The 12,892-nt window shown below is 73.6% G+C and carries 7 protein-coding genes; 1 reads left to right on the top strand and 6 read right to left on the bottom strand.

Going from position 1 to position 12,892, the window contains the following annotated elements; translation table 11 throughout:
* Positions 1 to 53: 53 nt before the first annotated feature.
* Complete coding sequence (gene murA / locus GCL84_RS28865; RefSeq protein ID WP_156758737.1) at positions 54 to 1,328, top strand: UDP-N-acetylglucosamine 1-carboxyvinyltransferase; 1,275 nt, start codon at positions 54 to 56, stop codon at positions 1,326 to 1,328.
* 37 nt (positions 1,329 to 1,365) lie between these two features.
* Here murA and GCL84_RS28860 read toward each other — a convergent pair whose 3' ends face one another.
* The 6 genes from GCL84_RS28860 to GCL84_RS28825 all read right to left on the bottom strand — a co-directional run.
* A complete protein-coding gene (locus tag GCL84_RS28860; RefSeq protein WP_197523591.1) occupies positions 1,366 to 3,942 on the bottom strand; it encodes an SWIM zinc finger family protein in 2,577 nt (858 codons plus the stop codon).
* Positions 3,939 to 5,057 carry a VWA domain-containing protein gene (locus GCL84_RS28845; RefSeq protein WP_156758736.1) on the bottom strand — a complete coding sequence of 373 codons (1,119 nt, stop codon included), beginning with the start codon at positions 5,055 to 5,057 and terminating at the stop codon, positions 3,939 to 3,941. Before GCL84_RS28845 ends, GCL84_RS28860 begins: the two co-directional genes overlap by 4 nt.
* On the bottom strand, positions 5,050 to 7,335 hold the full coding sequence (locus GCL84_RS28840) for a DUF5682 family protein (RefSeq protein WP_156758735.1): 2,286 nt from the start codon (positions 7,333 to 7,335) through the stop codon (positions 5,050 to 5,052). Before GCL84_RS28840 ends, GCL84_RS28845 begins: the two co-directional genes overlap by 8 nt.
* Positions 7,335 to 8,423 carry an ATP-binding protein gene (locus GCL84_RS28835; RefSeq protein WP_156758734.1) on the bottom strand — a complete coding sequence of 363 codons (1,089 nt, stop codon included), beginning with the start codon at positions 8,421 to 8,423 and terminating at the stop codon, positions 7,335 to 7,337. The genes GCL84_RS28840 and GCL84_RS28835 overlap by 1 nt, the downstream gene beginning before the upstream one ends.
* On the bottom strand, positions 8,420 to 11,803 hold the full coding sequence (locus GCL84_RS28830; protein ID WP_156758733.1) for a DUF4132 domain-containing protein: 3,384 nt from the start codon (positions 11,801 to 11,803) through the stop codon (positions 8,420 to 8,422). The genes GCL84_RS28835 and GCL84_RS28830 overlap by 4 nt, the downstream gene beginning before the upstream one ends.
* The coding region (locus GCL84_RS28825; RefSeq protein ID WP_156758732.1) for a DUF4132 domain-containing protein at positions 11,800 to 12,892 on the bottom strand (1,093 nt) is incomplete at its 5' end. The genes GCL84_RS28825 and GCL84_RS28830, both read right to left, overlap by 4 nt.

Here is a 12,892-nt window from a genome sequence, read left to right as displayed (position 1 = left end):
GGGGCGGCCCCCCACCGGTCCACCCGCTGGGACACCGGGGCATGATTGCGCACGTGACAGAGCATTTCCAGGTCAACGGCGGCGCCCGCCTCGTCGGCGAGGTCGACGTCGTGGGCGCCAAGAACAGCGTGCTCAAGCTGATGGCCGCCGCGCTGTTGGCCGAGGGCACGACCACGGTGACCAACTGCCCGGACATCCTCGACGTCCCGCTGATGGCCGAGGTGCTGCGCAGCCTGGGCTGCGAGGTGGTGCTGGCGGGCGACACCGCCACGATCACCACCCCGGCCCAGCTCAACCACCGCGCCGACTCGTCGTCGATGGGCAAGCTGCGCGCCTCGGTGTGCGTGCTGGGCCCGCTGGTCGGCCGGTGCAAGCGCGCCGTCGTCGCCCTGCCCGGCGGGGACGCGATCGGCTCGCGGCCGCTGGACATGCACCAGAACGGCCTGCGCCAGCTCGGCGCGACCACCGAGATCGAGCACGGCTGCGTGGTGGCCGAGGCCGAGGGCCTGCACGGCGCCCAGATCTGGCTGGACTTCCCCAGCGTCGGCGCCACCGAGAACATCCTGATGGCCGCCGTCCTGGCCGACGGGGTCACCGTCCTGGACAACGCCGCCCGCGAGCCCGAGATCGTCGACCTGTGCGTCATGCTCCAGCAGATGGGCGCCAAGATCGAGGGCGCGGGCACCTCCACCCTGACCGTCCACGGCGTCGAGTCGCTGCGCCCCACCGAACACCGCGTCGTCGGCGACCGCATCGTCGGCGCCACCTGGGCCTTCGCCGCCGTCATGACCCGGGGCGACATCACCGTGCGCGGTGTCGACCCGCACCACCTGGACCTGGTCCTGGAGAAGCTGCGCACCGCGGGCGCCGAGATCACCATCCACGACGACGGCTTCCGCGTCCTGCAACGCGACCGCCCCGGCGCGGTCGACTTCGTGACCCTGCCCTACCCCGGCTTCGCCACCGACCTGCAACCCTTCGCGATCGCCCTGACCGCCATCGCCGACGGCACCAGCATGATCACCGAGAACCTCTTCGAGGCCCGCTTCCGCTTCGTCGAGGAAATGGTCCGCCTCGGCGCCGACGCCCGCACCGACGGCCACCACGCCGTGATCCGCGGCGTGCCGACCCTGTCCAGCGCCCCGGTCTGGGCCAGCGACATCCGCGCGGGCGTGGGCCTGGTCCTGGCAGGCCTCTGCGCCGAGGGCACCACCGAGGTCTGGGACGTCTTCCACATCGACCGCGGCTACCCCAAGTTCGTGGAGAACATGCAGCGCCTGGGAGCCGACGTCCGCCGAGTAGAAACCGAACCGGAACGCGCCAACTAGCACCGTTCCCGCGGCCCCACCCGGCCCAGCACCCCCGCTACCGGAACTCCGAAACGGTGGACAGCAACAAAAACGCGTCCACCCAATCCTTCAACGACCCCACAGACCCACGCAAAGCCGCCGCACAACGCCCCAACCCCACCCGTCCCAACCCCTCCGCCGCCGCCGCGACCCGATCGGCGTACGTCGGCGAGGCATGCTGCACCCCCCGATGCGCGGCCTCCGCCAACACCGCCAACCCCGAGTCCAACGCCGCCACCAGCGGATCGGACTCCTCCCGCTCCACCGTCGCCAACTCCCCGCGCTTGGCGGCGGCCAGGTCCAACACCTCCACCGCCGCCCCCCGGTGCACAGCGATCGGCTCGACGAACACCGTCCCGCCCATCCGGCGAACGGTCCCGCTGAGGTACACCGCGTCCTGCAACGACGCCGCCAACGCGTCCAACGCCCCCGGCGCCACCGACCGGTGATCGCACACCACGATCGCCGAGGCCCCCGTCCCGTCCACGATCTCCGCGGTGAGCCGCTGCGCCCCCGGCGCGTAAGACACCCAAGACACAGACTCGACCCGCAGCACGCGCACGAACTCCGCCGCCACCCTCGGCCGCACGCACCACGGCGGCAGCTCGGCCAGCTCCGCCGACAGCTCCGCGTACGACTCAACCCGCAGCGACGGAGGCAACGACGACCACGCCTCGCCCAGAGGCGTCACTGCGGTCTTCGCTAGCTGGCCCTGGCTGATGCGGATTTCGCGGCCCGCACTGCGGGTGGCTGACTCGCTGACGACGTTCGAGATCGACAGGGAGCGCAGGGACGCGCCGACGATGCGGCGGCCTGCCAGGTCGTGGCCGGTGGTGGTGTCCTCGGCGGCCCATTCGCGGCGCAGGACCAGGACGGTGCCGGTGTGCGGGTCGGCCAGGTAGACCTCGACCTGCCGGGCCTCGCCGACGCCGGTGACCCGGCAGCCGAGGCCGACCAGGCGGACTCGGCGCAGGGGGGTGCTGGCGCGTTCCTCGGTGCCCAGGACCCGGGAGCGCAGGCTCGCCCCGCCGGAGGTGACGGCGCGGTGGCGGGCGTGCAGTTCGGCGACCAGGGCGGCCAGCCGCTCGGAGCGGTAGGTGGCGGCCCGTTCCTGGTACGCGGTGAGCTGGCCGCTGAGGTCTTCCAGGACGGCGACGGGCCACCGCAGGTTGCGCGACTCCGCCTCGTCGGCGGCCCGGCGCAGCGACGCGGCGAGGACCGGCCCCGCGTGCACCGCCCCCGACCGCAGCACGTCGTCGACCGCGGCCAGGGCGGTGCCCAGACCGGTGTCGGCGGCCTCGCCGGTCCCACCGACATCGATGCGCTGCGACGGGGCCGCGCGGTCGCGGTCGTCCGCCGCGCGGAACGCCCAGACGGCGAGGACGACGTTGAGGTCGCGGCGGGTGGCGGTGGTGTCGGTGTCGACGTAGCCGAGTTCGCCGCGCACCAGGAAGCGCACGGTGGAGGCGGCCAACTCGACCAGGGCCGGGTCGTCGCCCACCGGGCGGCGCACGTGGGCCGGGTACCCCGCCCGCCACGCCTTGCGGGCGGCCGCCATCGTCCGCGCCCCGAACGCGCTGTCGAGCTGCTCATCGGTGAACTCACCGGGGGACCAGTCGACGACGGACTCCTCCGCTGGCGCGTCACCCGCGCGCCGCTGGAAGGCCAGCACCAGCGCGATCCGGTGCCTGCACACCCCCGGCGCCCCGCACGAGCAGACACCCGCTTCCAAACCGACACCCGGCGGAAGCGCGGCAACCACGTCGTCGGGGAAGGCACCACGCACAGTCCCGTCGTTGTCGATAGACACCTCTGGCGTGACGCCGGAATCGAGTTCCTTCGCGGCGCGTTTGACCAGGCCCCGGTTGGCCAGTGCGGTGAGTGCGTCTTGGGTCAGTGCCATCAGGTCTGCCCGCTGCGCCACCGGTTGCGCGGGTTCAGCGGCCCCCACACGCTGAAAGGCCAACACGAGCCCGATCCGGTGCCTGCACGCCCCTGGTGCCCCGCACGAGCAATCGCCCGCGTCCAGGCCGACGCCGGGAGGCAGGGTGGCGGTGGCCCCGTCCGGGAACACCCCGCGCACAGTCCCGTCGTCGTCGACCGACACCTCCGGCGCGACACCGTTGTCCAGTTCCTTCGCGGCGCGTTTGACCAGGCCCCGGTTGGCCAGTGCGGTGAGTGCGTCTTGGGTCAGTGCCATCAGGTCTGCCCGCTGAACGACCGGTTGCGCGGGTTCGGCGGCCCCCGATCGCTGAGGAGTCAACCCGAGGGCGTCGGGAGGCAGGGTGGCGGTGGCCTCGGCTGGCGCGGGTTTGGCGGTCGCCACGCGTTGGAAGGCCAGCACGAGTGCGATCCGGTGTCTGCACGCCCCTGGTGCCCCGCAGGAGCAGGTGCCCGCGTCCAGTCCGGCGCCGGGGGGCAGGGTGGTGGTGACCCCGTCCGGGAACACGCCGTGCACCACCTTGTCGGCGTCGACCGAGACCTCCGGTACGACACCGTTGTCCAGTTCCTTCGCGGCGCGTTTGACCAGGCCCCGGTTGGCCAGTGCGGCGAGTGCGTCCGGGGTCAGTGCCAGCAGGTCCGCCCGGCTCATCGCCCGATCCTCTCCGCGACGAAGTCGGCGAGTTGGCCCGGTGTCATCGCGCCCACGTGCGCCCCGACGCCCACCAGCCGCTTGCCCATCTCCCGGTCGTAGTTGGGGGTCGCCTCGCTGTCCAGCGCTGCCAGGCCGAGGAACTCGGTGCCCTGCTGGCACAGCGCCCGCACCAGGCCGACCAGCCGCTCGGAGTCGCCGCCCTCGTAGAAGTCGCTGATGAGGGCGACGATGGAGCGGCGGGGGGTGGTGATGAGGCCTGCCCCGTACTGCACCGCCTTGGCGATGTTGGTGCCGCCGCCGAGCTGCACCTTCATCAGCAGCTCCACCGGGTCGGTCACGTCGGCGGTCAGGTCGACGACGTTGGTGTCGAAGGCGATCAGGTGGGTGCGCAGGCCCGGCAGGCCCCACAGGCAGGCCGCGGTGACCGCGGAGTGGATCACCGAGTCGACCATCGAACCGGACTGGTCGACCAGCAGCACGAGTTGCCACTGCTCGACGTGCTTGCGCGCCCGCGAGTGGAACCGGGGGCGCTCGATCACCAGCCGCTTGTCCTCGGGGCGGTAGTGGCCCAGGTTGGCCTTGATGGTGCCGCGGAAGTCGAAGTTGCGGGCCAGCGGGATGTTCGACGGCCTGCGCACCCGGGTGCCGTGGAAGCTGACCCGCACCTCGGTGCGCAGCTTCTCCAACAGCTCGCGCACGACGTGCTCGACGATGCGCCTGGCCAGGGCCAGCACCTCGGGGTTCATCAGGTGCTTGGTGCGCAGCACCGCGCCTAGCAGCGCCTGGTTGGGCTCGACCCTGGCCAGCACCTCGGGGTTGGTGACCACGTCGTCGATCTGGTAGCGCTCGACGGCGTCGCGCTCGAGCCGTTCGATGGTCTCCTTGGGGAACAGCCGGTGCACGTTGTCGAGCCAGTCGACGGTGGTCAGGTCGGAGTCGCCCGTGCCGCCGCGCAGGTCGCGCTTGGTGTTGTCCGGGTCGCGGCCGTAGAGCCAGTTCAGCGTGTTGTCCTGCTCGGTGGCGCCCTGGCTCAAGCCCTCGGGGCACAGAGTGCTGGCGGGTTCGCCCAGGACGAGTCGCCAACGCTGCAGCGCGGGATCGGGCTCAGTCATCTTGGACCTCCACAGTGGTCGGCGCGCCCAGCAGGCCCTCGCGGGCGAGCAGGCCCGCCACCCTGGCCTCCAGCTCGGCGGCCTCGGCGGCCAGCAGCGGGTCGGCCGGGCCGCGCAGCAGCGCCGTGGCCGGGCCGCGCAGACCGCGTCGGGCCAGCAGGCCGCGCGCGATGGCCTCCCGTTCCAGCGGCGGGAAGAACTCGAACGCCAGCCGCAGTGCGGGCAGCGCCACCAGGAACTCGTGCTCGGTCAGGCCGTCGACGTGGGCGTCGAGCGCGCTGAGCACCTCGTCGTCGGCGATGACCTCCTCGCGGGCCAGCGCGAACAGCCCGGCCAGGTAGTCGCCGGCGCGCTTGGGGTCCGTCGGCAGCCGCAGCTCACCGGGGGCGCCCAGCGCCCAGCTCAGCCCCATCCCGGCGCCCGCCAGGTCGACCGGGACCCCGGGGTGGGTCGCGATCCGCCGCGCCAGTCCCAGCGCGTCGCCCGCGTGCACCGACAGCACGTCCCCGGCGTGGCGCAGCGCGTCGCGCAGCGCGGCGATGGCCGCCAGCCGGGCCAGGTCGGCGGGGCCGGACCCGAGCGTGCCCTCCGCCAGCCACATGACCCGCACCGCCGCCGCGTCGAGCACCTCGGCCAGCAGCGGGCTGCCCGCGCTGCCCAGCAGCCGGTCGTGGCGCCACAGGCCCAGCACGGTCCCCAGCACCTCGCCCACCGCGCCCAGGTCGCTGGCGGTGGCCACCCCCTCGGCGACGCGGTCGCCGAGGCCGGAGGTGAGCACGTCGACCCCGCACAGCGCGGCGTCGAACAGCACCCCGGCCAGCGCGCCGACACCCGCGCCCGGCCCGGCCCGGCGCCGCAGCGCCACCGTCGCCGCCCCGGGCAGGGTCGCCCCGTGCGCGGCGGCCTCGATCAGCGCGGCCAGCCACAGGTCCGACCGGCGCAGCGACCACTCCTCGACCGCGGTCGGGTCGGCGCCGCCGCTCGGGCCGCTGTGCCGGTCGACGCCGGGGATGCCCAGCACCCGCAGCCGGTGCAGCACCCGGCTGCGGCGCAGGTCCTGCTCACCGGTCAGGTCCAGCCGCACCCGGCCGTCGCCGTCGAGGCCCAGTTCGGCCAGCTCGGTGTCCACGGCGGACAGCAGCGGCGGCAGCGGTGTGTCGGCGTGCAGCCTGCCCTTGGTCTCGCCGGTCAGCGCGTTGACCATCTCGACGACGGCCGGGTGCGCGCCCGGGGCCATCACACCGTCGGAGGTCCACGGCAGCCGCTGCTCGAGCGCGTCGGACACGAGCGCGGACACCAGCGCGTCGAGCACGTCGGTGCGCGCCGGGACCGCGTGCCCGCGCAGCGCGGCCAACCCGCCCGCCTGGGTGCGCGCGGCGATCAGGTCCGCTGTGGACACCCGCTGCCTGCGCTTGCGCAGCCGCAGCGCCACCGACTCCAGCAACCCCTGCGCCGCCCGCTCCGGGCCGTCGGCCCACAGGCGCTCGTAGTAGCCGGGGGAGGGCATCCCGGACTGGTAGCCGCGGAAGGCGTCCAGCCGCTGGTTCGAGTACGGCACCAGGTAGCTGCCGCCCACCGCGCCCGCCTGCGGCTCCGGGACCTCCGGCCAGGCCGTGCCGCCGGTGGCCGCCAACGGGATCAGCGCGGGCCGGTGCAGCCCGCCGGTCACCACCAGCACCGGCCGGTCGCCCGCGTCGGCCACCGCCGCGCGCACCCACGCGGCCATGTACGCCTCGCGCTCGGTGTCGGCCGCGGAGCTGTCGGTCTCGCCGCGCAGCAGGTCGAAGTAGGTCTCCAGGCGCTCGGACAGCTCATCGGCCCAGCCCGGGCCGTAGCCCGCGCGGATCTCGACCATGTGGTCCCAGAGCGTGTCGTTGTTGTCGACGGCGAACTCCCGGCACAGCCGCGCGGTGACCTCGCTGTAGCGCATCTCCCCGTCGGAGTACCGGTTGTCGCGGTCGGCGAACGCGCGGTGCCACGCGGGCAGGTCGATGAACCGGACCCGGGCGCCCGCCGCCGTGCCCTCGGTGAGCGCCACCCACTCCGGGGAGTACTCGCAGAACGGCGACCACGACAGCCGGGTGCCCTCATCGGTGCGCAGGTAGCTGAACACCGCCACCGGCAGCTCGTGGTCCAGCAGCAGCTCGTCGAGCCGGTCGTTCATGTCGACCGGGCCCTCGATGAGCACGTGCGCGGGCGCCAGCTCGCGGACGCGCTCCCGGACCAGCCGCGCGCACGCCGGGCTGTGGTGGCGCACGCCAATGAAGACCGCGGGCATCAGCCGGGCAGCAGGTAGCGGGCGCCGTGCAGCTCCGACCAGGCCGCGCCCTTGCGCCGCGGCGCCTGCTGCTCCAGGTAGCGGCGCAGCCGGGCCAGGTCCTCGGCGTCGTCCTTGGCCGCGGTGCCCGCCAGGCAGGCCACGATGTCCTCGGCCGACCCGGACTCGCCGCGCAGGAACCACCCGCGCAGGCCCACCGCGTGCGCGACCGACACCGCCTCCGCCGTGGACATCACCGTCGAGAGCTTCTCGCCGTCGCGGCCGCCGGTCCCGGAGCGCAGGTCGCGGAAGGCCCGCACGAGCACCTCCAGCACGTCCTTGCGCTGCGGGGCCTGCACACCGGACTGCGCGAGCAGCCGCTCCGCCTCCTGCTCCACCAGCGCCAGCTCGGTGGCGAAGTCGGAGATCGGGAACACCGTCTCGAAGTTGAACCGCCGCTTGAGCGCCGCGCTCATCTCGTTGACGCCCCGGTCGCGGGTGTTGGCGGTGGCGATGACGTTGAACCCCTCGCGGGCGAACACCATGCCGTCGGGCCCGGTCAGCTCCGGCACCGCGATGACCCGCTCGGACAGCAGCGACAGCATCGAGTCCTGCACCTCCAGCGGGCAGCGGGTGATCTCCTCGAACCGGACCACCTTGCCCTCGGCCATGCCGCGCAGCATCGGCGCGGGCACCAGCGACCGGGCCGACGGGCCCTCGGACACCAGCAGCGCGTAGTTCCAGGAGTACTTGATCTGGTCCTCGGTCGTGGCCGCGCCGCCCTGCACGGTCAGCGTCGACACCCCGCTGACCGCCGCGGCGATCAGCTCCGACAGCAGCGACTTGGCCGTGCCCGGCTCGCCGACCAGCATCAGCCCCCGGCTGGTCGCCAGGGTCACCAGCGACCGGTCGATCAGCGACGGGTCGCCGACGAACTTGCGGCTGATGCCGTTTCGCTCGTCGCCGACGATGAACCGGCGCGCGGCGTCCATGCTCAGCCACCAGCCCGGCGGCCTGGGCGAGGTGTCGCCCACGCGCAGCCGCGCCAGCTCGTCGGCGTAGCGGACCTCCGCGGGCGGCCGCTGAAGGGTCTCGTCCTGCTTGCTCATGCTCTCCCGTTTCCCCTCAAGGCCCGTTCGCCTGTCAGCGCGGTCAGGTCGGCCAGGAACTCCGAGGCCGCGACCGGGTCGAGGCCGTCGAAGGTGTGCCCGTCGTCCTCGCCCGCCCGGTACCGGCCGCCGGTGTCGCCTGCCAGCCACACGCGCTCGATCGTCATCTCGGGGTCATTGTCCATGTAGCCCGCGGAGATCCCCGGGTCCAGGGCCACGACCAGGACCCGGTCGGGCCCGACGTGCTTGGTGACCCGGCGCGCCATGCCCGAGTTCCGCTCCCAGCCGCGGTGGACCAGGCCCAGCACGCGTCCGGTGGGGACGGTGACGCCCTCGAACCGGGTGAGCCGCCGCGAGTGCCGGTCGTCCTCGGTCAGCGCGTGCACCTCGCGGCCGAGCTGGGGGAACGGTTGCAGGATCTCGTAGTCGGCGAACAGCTCGCCCCACCGGTCGACCGACTCGCCCAGGTGCAGCGGGTGCGCCACGCCGACCGAGGAGTCGTCGGGGAGGGTGAACGCGGTGTCGTCGGCGTCGGCGAGGGTGCGGTCCTCGGCCAGCCGGAACGAGGCGGTGAGCGCGCCCGATCCGGTGTAGACGCCCCAGACCAGTCGCCGAACCAAGTGCCACAGCAGGGGGTGGGTGGCGAACAGCTCGGTGAACTCGTGGGCGCTCCACCGCCTGCCGGTGACCATGGCCCGTTGCAGCCTGCGGACCTGGTCGGTGGCGACGGTCTTGACGTCCTTCTTCAACCCGGCGAAGAGCTTGTACGCCTGCGGGGCCAGGTCCTGGTCGTCGTTCGCCCCGGGCTTGGGCAGGACCTTGCGGGGCACTCCGTCCTCATCGGTGACGAACGGTTTGAGCTGCTCGTCGAAGCCGACGGTGAACTTGCGCGGCCCGTAGTCGAGGACCATCGCCCCGTTGGCGTCCAGGCCCAGGTCGGGGACCAGCCGGTCGGCTAGCTGCTCGCCGGTGCGGCCCAGGCCGTCGGCCACGGCCGCCACCTTCTCGACGGCCTTGGTCTTGAGCCCCTTGAACTTGACCTTGTTCGCGATGCCGTTGAGGTGCATGAGCGCGACGTCGGTGCCGATCTCGGCGAGCACGTCCAGCCCGGCGACGGCGCGCTGGTGCCCGCCGTCCCCCGGCCAGGCGCGGATCAACGGCGACAGCCCGCGCACCACCTCGTCGTCGCCGACCGCACCGAGCGCGGTGAGCACCCAGCCGTCCTCGGCGGCGTACCCGTCGATCATCCACAGGCAGAACAGCCGCCAGCCGAACCGGGCCAGCGACGCCGGGTCGGTGGCCGCCTTGACCTGGGCCAGACCGGCGTAGGGCTCGCCGGGCTTGCCCAGCGCCAGGATGGTGAGCAGGTGCCCGACCTGCTCGGCGGGCACCGCCGACCGGCCATCGGCCAGCGCGAGCCGCGGCAGCAAGGCGGGGTTGGCCCAGTCGCCGATGGCGGGCAGCTTGGCGGGCAGCACATTCAACGAATCGGCCGCGAGCAGCGCGCGCACCCCCGCCTCGGCGTCGGGCCCGTACTCGCGGGCGACCGCCAGCACGGCGTCGTCACCCGCGCGCTGGGCGACCAGGCGCAGCGCGCCCTCGGCGGCGGTGCGCGCCTTGCCCGCCTTGGCCAGCGCGCCGGGCACCAGCGGCCGGATGCCGTCCGCGCCGTGTCGGGCGAACCAGGCCAAAGCCTTGCCGCGCACCGCTTTGCGCCGAGCCGCCCAGTCGGCCATGACCCGCGCGACCCGGGGGCCGGTGAACGGCAGCAGGCAGGGGGCGGCCAGCGCGGGCTGTGTGCCCGCGACGTGCAGGAAGGCGTCGAGCGCGTCGAGCCCGAACCGGCCCACGATCGCGCGGCCCCAGCCGTCCACCGACGTCAGGTGCTCGGGGCGCCAGCGCCGCAGCAGGCCGCAAGCGTCCTCCTCGGGGCCGAGGGCCATCATCGGCATGGTCAACCAGTGGTCGCTGTCGGTGGCCCCGCCGTACTGCCGGAACAGAGCGCCCCAGTCGACGTCGCCGACCACCTCGTACGGCCGCTCGGACCTCGCGGCGGAGTCGACCCACCGCTGCCGCTCGCCTTCGGCCCACACCACCGCGTCCGCGCCCAGCGGTGTCAAGCCCGCGACGACCACGGACTTGACCTTGGTCCGCTCGCGCGTCCACGGCGGGTCGACCAGCACCGGCGGCAGGTCGGCGAGGTCGGCGACCGGCAGCCGCGCCGTGGTCGTGGCGAGCAGCCGGTCGACCACCGCCCTGCCGCGCGCGGACATCTCCGCCACGTCAGCCACACCGGGCCAGGCCAGCAGGTGCGCCGCCAAGAGCGTTTCCTCGATGGCGGCATCCGTGCGCGCGGCGATGACATCGGCGAGGACCCGAGCCCCGCGCCGGGGGAATCGCCGCAGCGCCTCCCGCAGGAACGGGACCACCCCGCGCTGCGCCGCCCGCCGCGCCAGGACCGCCACGGCCTCGTCGGTCGGGAAGCTGGCCAGGTGACCCAGGAGGACCCCGTCCATGGGCCCGCCGTCGGCGCCCAGCCACCACTCCAGCAGCGGTGCGATCTCCGGCCCGACCTGCTCGACCAGCGTCGGCAGCGCGGCGGGCGACACGCTCACCTGCCTCAGCGAGTAACCCCACGGCGCGTTCCTGCCCACCATCGCCACGGCCTCCGCCAGGGTCTCCACCGTCCCCAGCACCATGCGGATCTCGAGGGTGTCCGGCCCGCCGCGGGGGGCCAGCCGGGCCTGCGCCACCCAGTGCCGCTCCGCGGGCGCCAGGTAGGCGGCGATGGCCTGCCGCCGCGGGGTGTCCCGCAGCCCGGCCAGCACCTCGATGGCGCGTGCGTGCTCTTCCTCGTCCGCACTGGCCATGCTGTCCCGAAGCCGGTCGGCCACCGGCTCCCCGCACCAGGTCCGCAGATCTTGCCGCCCACCGCGCTCGATCCAGTACTCGACGTGGTTGTCGGACTGGTGCTTGCCGCGGGCGGTGAGGTCGGTCAACGCCATCAGCGCCTCGACGGCGAACGCGAGCCCCCACCGCGCCACCCACTGGTCGGCGAGGACGGCCAACGACGCCTCCGACCCCAGGCCCCGCCTGCGGACGGCGAGGTGGTAGACCACCGCCGCGCCCAGCGGCGACGGCGCCCCCCGGAGCTGACCGGTCCCGGCGTCGCGCAGCTCCGGATCGGTCCGGGGGCTCGCCAGCCCGGCGACGACACCGAGCTCGGCCTCCGCGAGCAGCGCTTCGGCTCGCGCCAGCAGGTCCGGTGTGATCTCCTGGCGCGGCCACGGCCTGCCGCGGCGGGGCAGCGCCCACCGCATCAGCTCGGCGGGCGGGTCGTAGCGGTCCTCGTCGGGCCAGTCGACGGCGGTCGTGGTCATGGCGTGGCCTTGCCGGTCAGCATGGCCAGGTCGCCCAGGAACTCCGAGGCCACGACGGGGTCGATGTCGTCGAAGATGTCCCCGTCGTCCTTGTGGGTCCAGTAGTCGCGCGCCGTCGCGGCCAGGCGGACACCCTCGATCCGCTGTTCGGGGAAGGCGTCGACGTAGCCGATCGCGATGCCCTCGGCGAGGTCGAGCACCAGGACCCGGTCGGCGTCCACCGGCTTGGTGATCCAGAGCTCCACACCGCCGTCCTGCGGCTCGCCCCGGACCCAGCCGCGGTGGACCAGGCCCAGCACGCGCCCGGTCGGGACGGTGGCGCCCGCGAACCGGGTGAGGCGCCGCGACGTGCGGTCCTCGTCGGTGAGCCGGTGCACGGGGCGGCCGAGCTGCGGGAACGGTTGCAGGATCTCGTAGTCGGCGAACAGCTCACCCCAGGCCCCCACCGACTCGCCCAGGGTGAGCGGGTGTGCCACGCCGACGGTGGTCGTGTCGTCGTCGGGCAGGGTGAAGGCGTTGTCCTCGGCGTCGGCGAGGGTGCGGTCCTCGGCCAGCCGGAACGAGCCCAGCAGCTCGCCCGACTCGCCGAAGACACCCCAGACCAGTCGCCGGGCCAGGTGCCACAGCAGCGGGTGGGCGGCGAACAGCTCGGTGAACTCCCGCCCGCTCCACCGCCTGCCCGACACCATGGCCCGTTCCAGCCTGCGGACCTGGTCGGCGGCCACGGTCTTGACGTCTTTCTTCAAGCCCGCGAACAGCTTGTACGCCTGCGGGGCCAGGTCCTCGTCGTCCTTCGCGCCGGGCTTGGGCAGCACCTTGCGGGGAGACCCGTTCTCGTCGGTGACGAAGGGCTTGAGCTGTTCGTCGAAGCCGACGGTGAACTTGCGCGGCCCGTAGTCGAGGACCATCGACCCGTCGGTGTCCAGGCCCAGGTCGGGCACCAGCCGGTCGGCGAGCTGCTCGCTGCTGAGGCCGATCCGCTCGGCCACCGCCCGCATCTTCTCCTCGGCGCGTTCCTTGAGGCCCTTGAACTTGACCTTGTTCGCGATGCCGTTGAGGTGCATCAGCGCCACGTCGGTGCCGATGTCG

Source organism: Actinokineospora pegani, assembly GCF_009745975.1.
GTDB lineage: Bacteria > Actinomycetota > Actinomycetes > Mycobacteriales > Pseudonocardiaceae > Actinokineospora > Actinokineospora pegani.
This window is presented reverse-complemented; position numbering and strand designations above follow the sequence as displayed.